Raw genomic sequence first — 15,699 nt, 5'->3', positions numbered from 1 at the left:
GGTTATTCACAGCGGGACCGACGATGAAAATCCGAAAGAAGACGCCCGACGCCCACCACCACGGCAATTTGCGCGAGGCCGTGTTAGCAGCCGCGATGTCGCTCCTGCGGCAACGGCAGACTCCGTCGTTCAATCTCCGCGAGATCGCGAAGATGACGGGCGTGGGGCACTCGGCCGTGTACCGGCATTTCGCCAGCAAGGACGCCCTGCTCGCCGATATCGCGGCCCGCGGTTTTGCCGAACTCGCCCAAATTCAGGGTCGGGAAATGGATCTAGCCGGCGATGACCCTTGGGAACGGCTCATTGCGGCGGGGCTTGTCTATGTGAATTTCGCCCGAACCAACAGGGCGGCTTACATTGTCATGTTCGACCCCACTATGCGGGAGCGTTGGACCGAGCTAGAGAATGTCAGAACGGCATTGGACACATCATTCGGCCAGTTCGCCAGGACAATCGTAGCCTGTCAAACAGCCGGCCTGTTGCCGGCGGCGCCTCTCGAAATCCTGACCAGCATACTTTGGTCGGCAGGGCACGGCCTCGCACAACTACTCGGGTCGGGTCACCTCAACTGGCTTCAGTCTTCGGCAATAGGCGAAGACCAGTTTGTATCGATAGCCATACATGTATCTTGCGAGGCCTTGCGCGCACCGGGTTCAAGACCATGGCTGGAATTACCGCCCAGTCTAGCCCCCGCGACCCGGGGCCCGTAATCCAAGAACTCCTCTTGATCAAGCTCGCCTCACCAGGAGACCGGCCCAAAGTGATCTATGGTAGAGCGCCGCGCGACACCTTGCAGGCGTCCGCAAGGTCGGCGATCGCGCATATAGCGAAGGAGATCGGCCCGCCAAGCGCATGCCGAACTCGCCTCTCCCATGCTCGCCTGATTACCCGCATCAAATAGCGCGTCTGTGTATGAGAGAGCGGCCACCGCCGTCCACCACGAGAACAGCTCCGGTGATAAAGGAAGCCCCGTCCGACCCTAAAAACAGACAGCTGGCAGCAATCTCGGCAGGCGCGGCCGTACGCCCCAGCGCGATCCGCCGTTCGACAGACCGGACTTCGGCATTGGCCGTCGCGGCATTCTGCTCCGCCAGCAATTGCATCTCGTAAGTGCTCATCGGCGTCCGCACCCAGCCCGGCGCTACAGCATTAGCGCGGATAGAATCGGAGCCGTGCGGCCCGCACGATATCGGCGCTCTCCGTCCGCTCGGGACCGCTTCTCCACCCGCCTTTGCAGCGGCCGCGTCAAGTTCGGCATCACCGAGGCCGAACAACACGACGAGTGCACCGTTCCGCGCAAACATCAGCGCGGTCGCGCAACCGATGCCGGTCGCCGCTCCTGTGATCAAAGCAGTTTTTTCCCGCGAGCCGCGCCGTCATCCAAGCCCCCATTGCCGCTCCACCGCAAAGCCGGTCTCCGGCAGCGTGCTGCCGCCATCGACGACGATGGTCTGCCCGGTCATGTATCCCGCTTCGACGGAAGCCAGATAGAGCATCGCGTAACCGATATCGTCGGCACTCCCCATCCGACCGACCGGGACGAAACGCTCGAGTTTCGCCCGCGTCTCTGGCGCACTCATCGTGCCGCGGCCCGGCTTGGCGATGAACCCTGCCTCGACGCCATTGACGGTGATGCCGTCGCGCGCCAGTTCGAACGCCGCGCCGCGGATGAAGGCGTTGACGCCGGCTTTCGCCGCCGAGTAATGCGCGCCACCACCCATCGCAACACGCGCGGACACCGAGGACGTCACGAGAATGCGCCCAAAGCGATTGGCGCGCATGTGCGAGATCGCGGCCTGCGCCAGCCAGAAACTGGCATTGAGGTTCAGCGCCAGCGCTTCCTCCAGCTTGGCTTCGTCCAGTTCCTCCAGCGACGACCACGGACAGCCGCCAGCATTGTGAACGACGATGTCGAGACGGCCATATCGTCCCGCGACGCGGTCGACCATGGCGTGCAGGCTGGCACGGTCGAGGGCATCGAACGGCACGCAATGCGCCGTCAACCCATTGATCGCGAGCTCCGCCGCGAGGGCTTCCGCAACCTCTCGCGTGCGGTTGGCGATCACGACGGTGGCGCCGGCCTCCGCCAGGCGCGAGACAATGGCCGCGCCAATGCCTCTGCCCCCGCCGGTCACGATGGCGATCCTGCCTGAGAGGTCGAAGGGACGCGGCATGGTCAGATGACTCCGGACTTGCGCAGGAGATCGATGAAACGGACGAAGACCGCGGTGTGCCGCGCAATGTCCGCATCCGACGTCGCTGGACACATCAGCAGCATGGTGTGGAACGGCGTGACCAAAATGCCCTCGTTCATATAGAACGCGTGCAGCAGCGTCTCGAGGCCGGCCTGCCGGCCGGCGATAACATCGGCGCCGCTGCGCGGCTGCTGCGCCATGAACATGATTTCCGCACGCGCGCCGATCTGGGTGACATGCCAGGGCAAACGATTGGCCTCGATCAAGCCACGGATCTCGTCGGCAAGCCGGGTCGCGGTCGCGATCATGCGGCCATAGTTCTCGTCGGTCAGCACCTTTTCCAGCACGGCGCGCATGGTTGCGACCGTCAGTGCGTTGCCGGCGAGCGTTCCGCCGAAACCGAAATGGGCGGATTGGCGTTCGCGCGGATTGACATGGGGCACGATGGCCCAGAGACGTTCGGAGATTTCCTGGTTCAGCCCGAACACGCCGGCCGGAATGCCGCCCGCGATCGCCTTGCCTGCGACGAAGATGTCGGGCTGCAGGGCGTGGATGCCAGTGTAGCCGCGAGGGCCGCAGGACAGCGTGTGGGTCTCGTCGATCACGAGCACCGTGCCGCTCCGCCGCGTCAGTTCGCGCAATGCACGATGAAAACCCGGATCGACCGGGATCATGCCGAAATTGGTCATCAGCGGCTCGGCCAGCACGCAGGCGACGTCGCCATGCGCAAGCGCCGCCTCAAGCGCCGCGACATCATTAAACTCCACCACGCGTGTGACGGTGTCGTGATCGATTCCGTTCGGATGAATCATGTTCCGCAAGCCGACGCGGCCATCGCGGATTTCGACATGCGCCTCCTCGACGCCGCCGTGATAGCAACCCGAGAACACCAGCACTCTGGGACGGTCGGTGATCATCCGCGCGATCCGGATCGCCGCACGATTGGCATCCGTCGCCGAGGTGGTCAGCGTCCAATGCCGCCGCCCAAACCGGCGCGACAGCTCGGCACCGACCCACAGGCCGTCCTCGGTCGGCATCATCATCGTCGCGCCGCGCTTGAGCTGACGCAATGCCGCGTCGGTCACCGCTTCAGGCGCGTGGCCGCACATGCCGCCGGAGTCGCCGAGACAGAAGTCGATGTAGTCATGGCCGTCGATGTCACGCATATGTGCGCCGCTGGCCTCGTCGACATAAACGGGGAAACCGCCGGCCCAACGCCGCATCCAGTGCGAAGGGCCGCCGTAAAGGAAGTGCCGCTTGCCTTCCTGCCAGGCGCCCGCGGAGCGCGGGTGCATCTTGCGGAAGCGCTCCTGCTCGGCATCGATCAGGCGATCGATGACTCCGGCACGGTCTTCGGTTGTGATGTTCATAGCGCGATCCAGGCGGTCTTGAGGTCGGTATAGGCATCGAGCGCGTGCAGCGACTTGTCGCGCCCGAAGCCGGATTGTTTGAACCCGCCCAGCGGCACGGTGATATCTGCCCCGCCATAGGTGTTCACGTGCACGACCCCGGCATGGATGGCGCGAACCATGCGGTGCGCGCGCGAGAGGCTGCCGGTCCACACGGCGGACGCGAGTCCGTAAGCGGACTCGTTTGCAAGTGCCACGGCATTCTCCTCGGATTCGAATTGTGTCACGGCGACAACCGGACCGAACACCTCCTCGCGCCAGAGATTCATCCGTGGCGCGACATCGGCCAAGATCGCCGGCGACATGAAGTGGCCGCCGCTATCCGCCAGGATCTGCTCGCCACCGGTCAGTAGCTTGGCGCCCTGCTCCTGCGCCAGCGCGACGGCATCGAGATTGCGGCGCAATTGCGAGGTGCTGGAGATTGCGCCGATGTCCGAGGTCAGATCGAGGGGATCGCCGACCCTAAGGCGCGCGGTCGCGCTCAGCAGCTCATCCATGAACCGGTCATAGATCGATGATTGCACCAGCAGCCGCGATCCGGCGACACAAACCTGGCCTGAATTCCGGAAGATGCCATTCGCCGACACTTTTGCCGCGTGACTGATATCGGGCGCATCGGCGAAGACGATGTTCGGGGACTTGCCGCCCAGCTCAAGATGGACGCGCTTCAGGTTGGAGCGTGCCGAGGACTCCAGCAGCCGTCGCCCGACCGCACCCGAGCCGGTGAACGCCAGCGCATCGACATCCATATGCAAGGCCAGCGCCTCCCCGGCCGAGGCGCCACGGCCGGTAACGACGTTGAACACGCCGTCGGGCAAACCGGCCTCGCTGGCGAGCCGCGCGAGATACAGCAAACTGAGCGAGGCGATCTCCGGCGGTTTCACCACGACCGAATTGCCGGCCGCCAGCGCCGGCGCGATCTTCCAGGCGCCGATCATCAGCGGAAAATTCCAGGGCACGATCACGCCGACGAGACCGAGCGGCTCGCGATGGACGAGGCCGAGCACGTCGCGGCCGGTCGGCGCGATCTCGCCGTAGAGCTTGTCGATCGCCTCGGCATAGTAGCGGAAGGTGCCGGCAGCGGACAGCGGCTCCGCCTTATAGGCCATGCCGATCTCGGTGCCGTTGTCGCGGACGCCGAGCACAGCGATCTCGAGCGCATGTTGCTCGATCAGCTCAGCAAGGCGCAGCAACACTTTCTTCCGATGCGCCGGCGCCGACCGCGACCAGCCGCCATGGCTGAACGCCTGTCGCGCTAGTTTCACGGCCAGATCGACATCGCGGGTGTCACCGTCGGCAATGGTGGTCAGGCACCGACCATCGATCGGCGAGAGCACGTGGAGCCGCGCGTCACCGAGCGCATCCGTCGGCTGGCCCCCGAGAAAGAGCTGCTGGGGCGGAATGACCGCCGACCTCAATTGATTGATCTGGACTTGCTGCATGTCGGGTGAATTGTCCACTGGCATGAGCAGCGTCAGGTGCGCCGCTCGCATGGTCTGATCCTCGCCAAAACGACGGCCGAGCGGCAATCAACCGATGGGTGGATGTCGTCCCGCGGCCGCCGCCTATAGCGTGCGGCCAAGCCTTGATGTCCTGCCTTCTGATGCAGGCACGTCGTTCCATTCTACCCACAGCCGTCGGTGAGAGCTGCCAGGTCATGCCCGAAACCATGAAACCCCGAATCCTGCTGATCGGCACCGGCGACACCAAGGCCGACGAGCTAGTCTTCATGCGCGAACGTATCACGCGGGCCGGCGGAGAGACCGTGATGATGGACATCAGCGTGCTCGGCGATCCGCCCTACCGCCCGCAGCACGACAAGCATGCCGTCGCCGCGGCCGCGCAGACGACCATCTCCGCGATCCTCGCCAGCGGTGACGAGAACTCCGCGATGTCAGCGATGGCACGCGGTGCCGCTATCCTTGCCCGAGAGCTCACTGAGGTCGACGCAATCGATGCGGTCATCGCCATCGGCGGCACCATGGGGACCGATCTCGCGCTCGACGTAGCGCTGGCGTTACCGCTCGGCATGCCTAAGCTCGTGGTCTCGACGGTCGCATTCTCGCACTTGATCCCGCCGGAGCGGATCGCAGCCGACCTGATGATGATCCTGTGGGCCGGCGGCCTCTATGGCCTCAACAGCACCTGCACATCGGTGCTGGCGCAGGCCTGCGGTGCCATCGTCGGCGCAGCGCGCAGCGCGATCCGACCGAAGAAGGACCGACCCGTCGTCGCCATCACCTCGCTCGGCAAGAGCTGTCTCAATTACATGGTGGAGTTGAAGCCGCAGCTTGAACGGCGCGGCTATGAGGTCGTGATCTTCCACACCACGGGCATGGGCGGCCGCGCCATGGAATCGATCGCCGCGCATGGCGGCTTTGCCGCGGTGCTGGATTTGAGCCTGCAGGAACTCGCCAACCAGCTCACCGGCTCGGTGGTGAATTCCGGCCCTGATAGGTTGGAGAATGCGGGCAAGGCCGGCATCCCGCAGATCGTCGCGCCCGGCGCCATCGACATGGTGGACTTTCCGGCCTGGCTGCCGACGCCGAAGGAATTGGCCGATCGTCCGTTCCACGCCCACAACCGCCTGCTCGCCTCGGCAACGTCGGGTCCGGACGACCGCCGCCGGATCGCACGCGCGATTGCCGAAAGGCTCGCGCAAGCCAAGGCGCCGGTGGCGTTCGTGCTGCCGGCAGGCGGCATCCAGCAATGGGACCGCGAGGGCGAGTCCCTGCACGATCCTGAAGGGTTGACGGCGTTCGTCTCTGAGATGCGCTCGGCCATCACTTCCCCTGTGGAACTTCACGAGTTGAAGGAGCATATCAACCACCCCGCCTTCGCCGAGCGCGTGCTGCAGATTTTCGATCGATGGGTGGCGGCCGGCATCGTGCCGGCCGGCCAGGCCACGGCCGCCGCGTGAAACCGCCGCTCGCCCGCGCGCTGGTGCTGGATTTCGGCGGGGTCATCTCAAGGACCCTGTTCGAGACTCATGATTTGACCGAGCAGGCACTGGGCCTGCCGCCCTGCACGCTGAAATGGCTCGGGCCCTTTGCGCCTGACACTGATCCTCTCTGGGCCTCCATGCAGCGCGGAGATATTTCCGAGCGCGACTACTGGCTGACGCGCAGCCGCGAGGTCGGGCACATGCTCGGCGAGGACTGGCAGGCCATGGAGACGTTCGTGCAGCGCGCTCGCGGCGCCGATCCCGTAACCGTCATTCGTCCCGAGGCGGGCCGTGCCATCCGCATGGTCGATGACGCCGGCTTTAAGCTCGCCATCCTCTCGAACGAGCTCGACCTGTTCTATGGCGCAAGCTTCCGGCACCGGCTGCCGGTCCTGTCGCGTTTCGCCGTGATCGTCGATGCGACCCATACCGGCATCCTGAAGCCCGATCCGCGCGCCTATCACGACGTGCTCGGCCGGCTTGGGCTCGCCGCGGAGGATTGCGTCTTCGTCGACGACCAACGCCGCAACATCGCAGGCGCCGCCGCCTGCAACATGCGAACCGTGCTGTTCGACGTCAGGAATCCCCGCGCGTCATACGGCGAAGCCTTGCGGCATTTTGGACTGACCTTCGACTGAGCCGAGAGGGACATGCGCGACAAGAATTTCCTGATCGAGAACAACGCCAAGCCAATCTGGCATCCGATGGCGCATCCCGCCGAGATGCGCGCGCAGCCGCCCCGCATCATTATGAAGGGCGACGGCGTGCATGTCACCGACATCGACGGTCGCAGGGTGATCGACGCCGTCGGTGGCCTCTGGAACGTCAATCTCGGCTACAGCTGCGATCCGATCAAGCAGGCGATCGCGGACCAACTCGGTGCCCTGCCCTACTATTCCGGCTTTCGCGGCACCTCGACCGGCCCGTCGATCGAGCTCGCCTACGAGCTCACCGAATGGTTCAAACCGGAAGGTATGGTCCGCGCCTTCCTGACGTCAGGCGGCTCGGATTCGGTGGAGACCGCGCTACGGCTGGCGCGGCAGTACTGGAAGATCAAGGGGCAAAGCGATCGCACCAAATTCCTGGCGCTGAAGAAGGGCTATCACGGCACCCATTTCGGCGGCGCCTCGGTCAATGGCAATGCCAATTTCCGCCGTAACTATGAGCCGCTGCTACCCGGCGTGTTCCACGTCCCCGCGCCCTGGACTTACCGCAATCCCTTCAATGAAACCGATCCGGTAAAGCTCGCGCAGCTTTGCGCCGCGGACATGGAGGATGAAATCGCCTTCCAGGGTGCCGACACAATCGCTGCTTTCATCATGGAGCCCGTGCTCGGCGCCGGCGGCGTCATCGTGCCGCCCGATGGCTTCATGACGCTCGTGCGCGAGATCTGCGACCGTCACGGCATCCTGATGATCGCGGACGAGGTCGTCACCGGATTTGGCCGGACCGGCGCCTGGTCGGGCTCGCGGCTGTGGGGCGTGAAGCCGGATATGATGACGATCGCCAAGGCCATCACCTCGGGCTATTTCCCGCTCGGTGCGACCTTGATCGGCGACAAGGTGGCTGAAGCGTTCGAGGCCGACACCACCAGCTTCGGCTCGATCGGGCACGGCTACACTTATTCGGGCCATCCGGTCGGCTGTGCGGCGGCCATTGCGGCGCTGGCCGAAACGAAGCGCCTCAGAGTCGACGAGAATGCCGCCGCGCGAGGCAAGGAGTTGGCCACCGCCCTCGAAGGGCTGAAATCGAAGCATGCGCTGGTCGGCGACATCCGCTGCAAGGGATTGATGGCCGCGATCGAGCTGGTCGCCGACCGCGACAGCAAGAAGCCGATCGACAAGAGGCTGATCGACAAGATCGCCGACGGCATCTACGAGTCCGGGGTGATGATCCGCGTCTCCGGGAACAATATCATCCTGTCGCCTCCCCTGATCCTCTCGGCGGTCGACGTGGTGACAATCGTCCAAGGCATCGACGCCGGCCTATCAGTGGCCACCTAAGGCGACGCAGGCGATGGCCCGCTCGAGCAGCGGACCGTCGTCCCGTCCTTGTCGAGGCGAAGTCGGCGCCATGGTCTGGTCGGTGCAGAAGATCCGCGCTGCGCAGCAGGTCGAGGGCAGCAACAATCTCGCGTGCGGTCACGGCGTCCATCGATGGGACGCCGATGCCGGTTGAGACGCCCTGGTCTCCGCATGCAACGCCGGCATGATGACGATCGCTGCGGCAAGCACCGCTCCGGAGCCACGACGTCCGCGATCCCCTGTCCAACCGTCCGTCGCAAGCATACTCACAAAGGCGGCGGGATGAAGCCCCCGAGCGCCCGTTCGAGCAACTGGGCGAACTTCAGCGGCGTGCGGTCTTCGAGGTAAGGACCGACGATCTGGACGCCGGCCGGCAGCCCCTCTACCAGTCGTCGGGTCGGGATCGCGGTGGCCGGCAGGTTCGCTACCGTCACCAGGCCGGGCCACATCAGATTGTCCATGTAGGGCGACGGCCGGCCGTTCACGACGATTCGACGCTCGAACTGCGCAGCCAGATCCATCCGCGCGACATCATGCGGAAACGCGACCGTCGGCGTGGTTGGGCACAACAGGACGTCATAGTGCGTGAAAAACTCGCGCCAGGCGCGGAACAGTCTTTCGCGCGCTTCAGCGGCATCGGCGAATTGCGCAAGGCTCTGGCCCATCGCCTCCGCCACCATGCGCGGATAGCTGCCCTCCGGCGCCGCCTTGCCACCTGCGATGATCTCATCGCGCGCCGGCGGCGGCACACCCACGCCGATGATACCGAATAACGTCTGCATGTAGACGCGGAAGCTCTCCGTCGGATCAATCGCCGGCCGCGCGGTGGTGTCGACTTTCACCCCAAGTCGCGCGACATCCTCGACCAGCCCGTCGATCGCGGCGGCATAGGCTCCATCCAGTGCATAAGCCTTCGCGTCATTCCAGACAGCAACCCGGAATTCGCGCAAGTCCGTGTGCCGCGCCGGCGGTAAGGCGAGGCGATACGCCGTCCGCTTCAGCTCCGGCGCGTCGGTGAGCAAATCGAGCATTAGTTCGAGATCGAACGCAGAGCGTGCTAACGGACCGACGACAGCGAGCTCGGGCTCCGACAAATGGCCGGGCGGCGGCGGGATATGTCCGTCGACCGGCACGATGCCGTAGCTCGGCTTGTGACCATAGACGCCGCAAAAATGCGAGGGCACGCGGATCGAGCCGCCGATGTCGCTGCCGAGCTCCAGCGGCGTGAAGCCGGCCGCCAGCGCCGCCGCCGAACCGCCGGAGGAGCCACCAACCGTGCGGTCGCCATTCCAGGGATTGCGCGTCAGCCCGAACAGGGAGTTGCAGGACTGGTGGTCGGCCGCCGCCGGGGGCAGATTGGTCTTGCCGAAGATGATCGCGCCAGCCGCGCGCAGCTTCGCGACCGCGGCCGCGTCGATCGCGGGGCGATAGTCGCGCAACGGTTCGAGCCCGCAGGTCGCGGTCATGCCGGTGACGGCGAACGTGTCCTTGATCGTCATCGACACGCCATGCAGCGGGCCGAGGGATGCGCCACGGGCCCGCGCCGCGTCCGCCTCCTTGGCCGATCTGCGCGCACCCTCCTCGTCCAGCGCCACCACGGCGTTCATCTGTGGATTGAGCTGCCGCACTCGCGCAAGATTCTCATCCAACAACTCGCAGGCGCTGATCCGACCTGTCGCGAGCATCTTAGCGAGATCGGCAGCCGTGGCGTAAGTGATCTTTTTCATCGCGGTGTCCCTTCAGATATGTCGTCGTTTAGCGCCAGGCCCGCCGCAGGAAAAGTTCGGCAAGTCGCGGTTACGAATAATCCACCATTCGGTGGATGCTCCCGGCCGAGCACGTTTTGAACAGCCAAAGGCGGCCGTTAGGGAACCGCGATCAACGCGATTCCCTTCTGGCTACCCACTGCACGCTGCAGAACGGGCGGCGTTGCTGCCCGCTTTACTGGGTGAGCATCTTACTTCGTGAACGTCGGCCGCTTGGCCGGCGGCGGGGGCGCATCTGGTCCCCACAGTCGGAAGCTCAGATTGGCGAACACCGAATAACCCTTGGTGATCGCGGCGGTGTCGATGCCGGGCGGGCCGGCGGTGCCGCCGGACACTGTCGAGGAGAATTCATGCGTGGCCCAGACCGTCAACGCAGCCGGCCCGAAATTGTAGCCGACCAGACCACCGCCGGCCCAGTTGTTGTACCGGTTGACGTTGATCGCGTTGCCGTAGAACGCGCTCGACTTGTCGTCGGTAACCTGGCCGGCATAATAGGCTACTGGCCCGAACGTCCAATTGCCGATCGTCTTGGTGGCCGCGAATTCGGCATGGAAAATGTCGCCGGAACGATAGCCGGTGATCGAGTTCGCGGTGTTGATCTCCTGGAACAGATTGGCCGTCAAATTCCAGCCGTCGTTCAGATAGGACACCACCAGTTCAGGCTGAAAGGTCCACCAGGGATTGCCGACGCTGTTCAGTCCGGCGGGCCCGCTGATCGACCCGTTCGGCACATGGATGCCGAGACCGGTCTTGACGAAGAAACCGCTGTCGCCGAGCTTCCAGCTCAACTCCGCTGGCACGATGAAGGTGTTATGCATGCCGGCTAGTTGGACGTTGATGGGTGAGCCGACGTCCGCCATGATCCAGGGCTGCACGATGACCGCATTATAGGTCGCGCCGAATAAGGTCCAGCCCGGCACCCACAACAGACCCGATGTTTCGACTGCGGAATGCGCAGGCGTCGCCGCGCCACCGACATTCGGCGCGCCGGGACCGACAAGGTTCGAGTGATAGGTGAAAACCTGATTGAAGCTGTAAAGACCGGGCGGCGGTGCGCCGGCCGTCCCGCCACCAAGAGTGATCCCGGGCTTTTGCGCAAAGCCTGGGGAACCAAACTCGAATGCATTGGCGCTGGTTGCGCCCGCGCTGATCGCGACAAGTGCCGCCGCAGCAATTCGTCCGTTGATCGTCATGTAGCCCCCATCCCCGTTATCGCTGCGTCGGTCACGTTCCGATCGACGACCGATCGTGCGCGGCGCAGCAGTTGCGGGCGAAACTTGGAACGGGCCCCTGACCGGCGTTATCCGGATTCGGCAAACGCGGAGGCAGTGATGCGAAATTCCTAAACTGATGCAGACAGAACACGCCGCACCGTGTGCGAGGGCAGCTCGCCAAACAGCTGCCGATAGTTTTCGGTAAAGCGGCTCCAGTGCCAAAAGCCCCACCGCGCCGCAACATCGCCGATCGACACCGGTTGCCCCGCCGCGGCGAGCGCACGCAGCTCGCGACACACCGCGTTCAGCCGCAGCATGCGCAGATACTGTAACGGCGTCAGCCCGAGCGCATCCCGAAAGCAGCCCTGCAGCGTCCGGCGGCTGACACCGACATGGCGGCACAGGTCGGCGATGCTCGGAGGATCATCGGCATGAGCGATCACGTACTCCTTGATTCGATCCACAATCCGCTTTTGCGCGGTCACGCCGTTGACATCGCGCCAGGCATTTTCCGACAGGATGTCAGCGAGAGCATCAACGACGGTGTCTTCGAGGGACTCTTGCGCGCGGGCAAATCCGATCGCACGTTGAAGTCGATCCCCCTGGTCGCAGATCTCACGAAAACCATGCTGGAGTGTCGATAGTCCGCCGGGCGATCCGCTGAAGCAATGATTCTGCTGGCGACGACTGGCGACGAAGTCGGCGGCCCGCCTCTCGCCGAGCGTTTCGAGCAACGACGTCAGGCGGCTGCGGACAATAGCTATCGACACCACATCGAGCTGCGTCGGCGTCAGCAAGGGCGGCAGGTCCGCTCCGTCGCTGAGCAATACATTCGGAAAGGCCAAGGGCCGACCGTTGAAATGCGCCTCGTTGGAGGCCGCCAGCGGCAGGCTGAAGACGAGTGAATCCGGCCAAGCCGAGCCCTGCTTGATCAGCGCCTGCGAGATGGTTTCCCTGATGATCTCGAGACTGCCGAGTCGGATCATCACGAGCCGCCCGGCAAAACGCCCGGACGACACCTGGTCTATCCGCAGGTCCCAGCCGTGGAAGCGGCCGGCATGGTCCACCGCATCGACGGACTCCACCACCGTCACACCGATGACGCTGCCAGGCTCCGTCTTGCAAACGGGTACGTCCGCCATGAAGCGCTCCCTGAGACCGAGCTTGGCGAACGTGCCGAACGGTAACAATCAACCCTTGGGTGGACAGCTTGCGTACCACCGGAAACAAGTCATGTCGGCGGCCGCATCGGCCTCAATAGCGACGCCAATCTCGAAAATCTAAACCCGCCGCGCATGAGGCAGCAATCAACCGGATGGTGGATGGGGTCGTGGAGGCAGGACTCAGTGAGGCAAGGCTCAGCGAGGTAAGACTCAGCGAGGTCGCGACATCAGGGCGACGACGGCCGAGCGGGTCTCGACACCGAGCTTCTCGAAGATATGGATCAGGTGCGTCTTCACGGTGGCGAGGCCGATATTCAGGCACTCGCCAATCTCGCGATTGGTCCGGCCGCAGCAGAGCAGGTCGATGACCTCGAGCTCACGTGAGGTCAGGCCATAGCGCGCGGGCTCGTCTGGCGAAGGCGCCAGGCAACGCGTCAAATTGAACTCGAGATAATCGTGGATCTTCTCGGCGATGTTCATCGCGCCGTCGGGGATCCTGCAACCGGATCCCCAAAGCACGCTCATCCCCGCCACGATCCGATCGTTACGGCGGAAGAAGAATTCGATTATGTCGGCGATACCACACTGTCCGGCGAAGGTGCGGAAGGTCAGCGCTTCCTTTGTGGCACATCGACCGATGACGACACTGAGCCGCGCAATTGGCTGATTGGTTGCGGAACGCGGATGCAGTGGATCGAGCCGGTTCATCCCGGCCAGATACTGGTCGTGAAAGCCCGACGGGACGCCGCTTGAGAGCACGAAGCGGTTGAGATTGAGGTTACTGTCGACCTCGTAAAACACGGTCGCAGCCCCCTCGAGAATCCCTCTTGCGAACTGGACGGCCTGCGTGGTTGCCGGATCCGACCGGCCCAACAGCGCAATCATGACCTACCTCCCCGAATGTTTCTCCGATGGCGGACGTCTGCGCGTCGCATGGCCAACAACGCTGTGACAGGCGCGCCGCATAGTCAAGCAAATTACGTGCCGAGCAATCATCGGACGCAAGCCTGATGCAGTATCAGCCAAGCAAACAGTCGCAAGCCTCCACCATCCGGTTGATTGCCGGCCGTCAGGCGCACGCTGAAGCTCGATGCTGATTTCCTGCAATCGCGAGACAAGGAGTTCTGTTAGTTCTCAAACGAAATTGCTGCCTGCAGCACGACGAAATCAGTCAGTTTCGCGAATTACGAAAACGAGAAAATGGATCAGTCACGGACGTCCCGGGGGCACGCGGTCGACCTGCAGCAGCTTCGATTTGCGGTAGCAGCCGCAGACTATGGGAGTATTCGGCAAGCCGCCGAGTTGCTGTCCGTTCGACACTCAATCCTGAGCCGATCCATTCGTCAGCTTGAACATCTGATCGGCGTTGCCATATTCGAGCGCTCGGGCGGGGGCGTAAAGCCGACGCCGGCTGGACGAAGCGTTCTGAGGATGGCTGGGTTAATTTTGGAGCAGGTCGATGTGCTGGTAGCAACAGCAAAGTCGAATAGCCGAGGCGAAGTTGGCCGCCTTTCGATCGGCTTTTGCACCTCCATTTCAGCAGGCAATCTGCGAGCAACACTTAGCGAATTCAAGAACCGGCATCCTCGGGTCGAACTCGCGACGGTCGAGCGGTCGCGGACGCATCTCGGGACAGCGCTGCGAAATGGCACAGCGGACGTTCTCATCGTGGCTGGGGGCGCGCGACTGCCGGACAATAGCGTTCACCCACTTTGGAGTGAGCGTATCCTGGTTTCTTTGCCGGACAATCACGCATTGGCAGCAGAAACTGTAGTCCATTGGACCGATCTCCGAAATGAGACCGTCCTGCTGAGCCAGCACGATCCCGGACGCGAGCTTGAGGATCTCTTGATATCAAAGCTTGTTTCTCCTGCGGATCGACCGAAGATCGAACGCCACGACGTCAGCCGCGGCATCATCAAGAGTCTCGTCAGCATGAAGCTCGGGATCAGCCTGGTCCTGGAATCAGATGTTGGCGCGAGCCTAGCTGGTTTGGTCTATCGCGAGTTACGAGATGGGACGGGGCCGACCCGGGTTGACTTTTCGGCACATTGGCGAGCCGATAACGACAATCCAGCCTTGGATAGTTTTCTCAAACTCCTCGCTGAACGTTACCCTTTGCTGTCCTCCGGCGAGTGAACCGCGCGTCGAAATTTTGCAAAGCCACGATCCGTAGCCATGAACCGCGCCAGCATCGGTGCGATAAGCTTACCCGGTTCGCTGATGGGTTGACCGGATTCGCTTGCAACGGCTTTCGCATAGGCGAGCAGATCCCGATGTACAGAAGCCGGCAACTCAACGCTGACCCTAACGGGCTTGTCGTCAGGTAGCGCTCCAATCCTAAGCTTAGCCATAGGTGCCTTTACTCTCTGTATCGCTCGAGAACGAGATCGCGATTGACAAGGACGCGGATCGGAAAGCCCGGGCGGATGGTCAACGTTGGTTGAATATTGAGGCTGCGCCGAACCACCTGCTGTCCAGTTTGGTTTAGTGAGTCGGAGGCGCCGTGCCGCAATGCCTGAATGATGGCACTGTCGTTGCTATTGGTGTCCGAACTAGCTCCCAATTCCGTCCCTACAGCAAGAACCGTCGATAGTGCCGCAGCCTTGAATAGCTCACCCCAATGATTGTCGACCTGGTCTTCGAGCCCCGCGTAGCCTGCGCTGTCAGCACCGGACTGCCGCTCCAGAACGATCGAGCGGCCGTTCGGCATGATAAGCCGGGTCCAGACCAGCAGCACTCGCGACTGGCCGAACGAAACCTGGCTATCATAATTGCCGATCAGCTTCGCTCCTTGGGGCACGAGCAAAAAGCGTCCGGTCGGAGTGTCGTATAAATTCTCCGTCACTTGCGCCGTGCACTATCGCCCCAGCGAGCGGCCAAACAGCGTCAGAATCGTGCATCCGAAGAATGGAGAGGAGGCCTGGTGGCCCCTAACGGACGAAACTGGCGCCCCTCTCTTCCCTGAACTTATGGAGGAACTT

General features: G+C 63.3%; 15 protein-coding genes and 1 pseudogene. 6 read left to right on the top strand and 10 right to left on the bottom strand.

Annotated elements, in window-relative coordinates; all coding sequences use genetic code 11:
* Positions 1-23 precede the first annotated feature (23 nt).
* On the top strand, positions 24-710 hold the full coding sequence (locus BRA1253DRAFT_RS40595) for a TetR/AcrR family transcriptional regulator (protein ID WP_007601637.1): 687 nt from the start codon (positions 24-26) through the stop codon (positions 708-710).
* Between the two features lie 183 nt (positions 711-893).
* Here the strand turns inward: BRA1253DRAFT_RS40595 and BRA1253DRAFT_RS45935 are convergent, their stop codons facing one another.
* Genes BRA1253DRAFT_RS45935 through BRA1253DRAFT_RS33435 form a run of 4 tightly spaced genes read right to left on the bottom strand, consistent with a single transcriptional unit; the run spans position 894 to position 5,046 of the window.
* Complete coding sequence (locus BRA1253DRAFT_RS45935; RefSeq protein ID WP_051058483.1) at positions 894-1,349, bottom strand: SDR family oxidoreductase; 456 nt, start codon at positions 1,347-1,349, stop codon at positions 894-896.
* 27 nt (positions 1,350-1,376) lie between these two features.
* The gene (locus BRA1253DRAFT_RS33445; protein ID WP_007601636.1) at positions 1,377-2,174 is read right to left on the bottom strand and encodes an SDR family oxidoreductase; all 798 of its coding nucleotides are present in this window, start codon (positions 2,172-2,174) and stop codon (positions 1,377-1,379) included.
* Between the two features lie 2 nt (positions 2,175-2,176).
* Entirely contained in the window at positions 2,177-3,565 is a 1,389-nt protein-coding gene (locus BRA1253DRAFT_RS33440) for a transaminase (RefSeq protein ID WP_007601635.1), read from the bottom strand.
* A complete protein-coding gene (locus tag BRA1253DRAFT_RS33435; protein ID WP_007601634.1) occupies positions 3,562-5,046 on the bottom strand; it encodes an aldehyde dehydrogenase in 1,485 nt (494 codons plus the stop codon). The genes BRA1253DRAFT_RS33440 and BRA1253DRAFT_RS33435 overlap by 4 nt, the downstream gene beginning before the upstream one ends.
* Before the next feature lie 215 nt (positions 5,047-5,261).
* On the opposite strand from BRA1253DRAFT_RS33435, the gene BRA1253DRAFT_RS33430 reads away from it, so the two are divergent.
* From BRA1253DRAFT_RS33430 to BRA1253DRAFT_RS43940, 4 genes are read left to right on the top strand one after another with little or no spacing between them, the layout of a single operon-like run.
* Positions 5,262-6,524 (top strand): Tm-1-like ATP-binding domain-containing protein, encoded by a 1,263-nt coding sequence (locus tag BRA1253DRAFT_RS33430; RefSeq protein ID WP_007601632.1) that lies wholly within the window; start codon positions 5,262-5,264, stop codon positions 6,522-6,524.
* Complete coding sequence (locus BRA1253DRAFT_RS33425; RefSeq protein WP_007601631.1) at positions 6,521-7,186, top strand: HAD family hydrolase; 666 nt, start codon at positions 6,521-6,523, stop codon at positions 7,184-7,186. The genes BRA1253DRAFT_RS33430 and BRA1253DRAFT_RS33425 overlap by 4 nt, the downstream gene beginning before the upstream one ends.
* A gap of 12 nt (positions 7,187-7,198) precedes the next feature.
* Complete coding sequence (locus BRA1253DRAFT_RS33420) at positions 7,199-8,551, top strand: aminotransferase class III-fold pyridoxal phosphate-dependent enzyme (RefSeq protein ID WP_007601625.1); 1,353 nt, start codon at positions 7,199-7,201, stop codon at positions 8,549-8,551.
* A gap of 13 nt (positions 8,552-8,564) precedes the next feature.
* Positions 8,565-8,726: a hypothetical protein gene (locus BRA1253DRAFT_RS43940; protein WP_157158662.1), complete on the top strand. Its 162-nt coding sequence runs from the start codon at positions 8,565-8,567 to the stop codon at positions 8,724-8,726.
* A 112-nt stretch (positions 8,727-8,838) separates the two neighbouring features.
* On the opposite strand, the gene BRA1253DRAFT_RS33415 is transcribed toward BRA1253DRAFT_RS43940, so the two are convergent.
* The 4 genes from BRA1253DRAFT_RS33415 to BRA1253DRAFT_RS33400 form a co-directional block, all read right to left on the bottom strand.
* The gene (locus BRA1253DRAFT_RS33415) at positions 8,839-10,299 is read right to left on the bottom strand and encodes an amidase (protein WP_007601624.1); all 1,461 of its coding nucleotides are present in this window, start codon (positions 10,297-10,299) and stop codon (positions 8,839-8,841) included.
* 230 nt (positions 10,300-10,529) lie between these two features.
* Entirely contained in the window at positions 10,530-11,531 is a 1,002-nt protein-coding gene (locus tag BRA1253DRAFT_RS40585) for a transporter (protein ID WP_007601623.1), read from the bottom strand.
* A 149-nt stretch (positions 11,532-11,680) separates the two neighbouring features.
* The gene (locus tag BRA1253DRAFT_RS33405; RefSeq protein ID WP_007601622.1) at positions 11,681-12,694 is read right to left on the bottom strand and encodes a helix-turn-helix domain-containing protein; all 1,014 of its coding nucleotides are present in this window, start codon (positions 12,692-12,694) and stop codon (positions 11,681-11,683) included.
* A 231-nt stretch (positions 12,695-12,925) separates the two neighbouring features.
* Positions 12,926-13,600: a LuxR C-terminal-related transcriptional regulator gene (locus BRA1253DRAFT_RS33400; RefSeq protein ID WP_007601621.1), complete on the bottom strand. Its 675-nt coding sequence runs from the start codon at positions 13,598-13,600 to the stop codon at positions 12,926-12,928.
* A 315-nt stretch (positions 13,601-13,915) separates the two neighbouring features.
* Between BRA1253DRAFT_RS33400 and BRA1253DRAFT_RS33395 the strand changes: the two genes are divergently transcribed.
* The gene (locus BRA1253DRAFT_RS33395) at positions 13,916-14,854 is read left to right on the top strand and encodes a LysR family transcriptional regulator (RefSeq protein ID WP_007601620.1); all 939 of its coding nucleotides are present in this window, start codon (positions 13,916-13,918) and stop codon (positions 14,852-14,854) included.
* Here BRA1253DRAFT_RS33395 and BRA1253DRAFT_RS42255 read toward each other — a convergent pair.
* Both BRA1253DRAFT_RS42255 and BRA1253DRAFT_RS33390 read right to left on the bottom strand, forming a co-directional pair.
* The gene (locus BRA1253DRAFT_RS42255) at positions 14,827-15,069 is read right to left on the bottom strand and encodes a DUF2274 domain-containing protein (protein ID WP_007601619.1); all 243 of its coding nucleotides are present in this window, start codon (positions 15,067-15,069) and stop codon (positions 14,827-14,829) included. The two genes, BRA1253DRAFT_RS33395 and BRA1253DRAFT_RS42255, sit on opposite strands and share 28 nt — an antisense overlap.
* Positions 15,070-15,077: 8 nt before the next feature.
* Positions 15,078-15,572: pseudogene (locus BRA1253DRAFT_RS33390) on the bottom strand (TrbI/VirB10 family protein); the annotation flags it as partial.
* Positions 15,573-15,699 lie beyond the last annotated feature (127 nt).

This window comes from Bradyrhizobium sp. WSM1253 (assembly GCF_000244935.1).
GTDB lineage: Bacteria > Pseudomonadota > Alphaproteobacteria > Rhizobiales > Xanthobacteraceae > Bradyrhizobium > Bradyrhizobium canariense.
The sequence above is the reverse complement of the archived record's forward strand: the minus strand, read 5'-3'. Positions and strand labels throughout refer to the sequence as shown.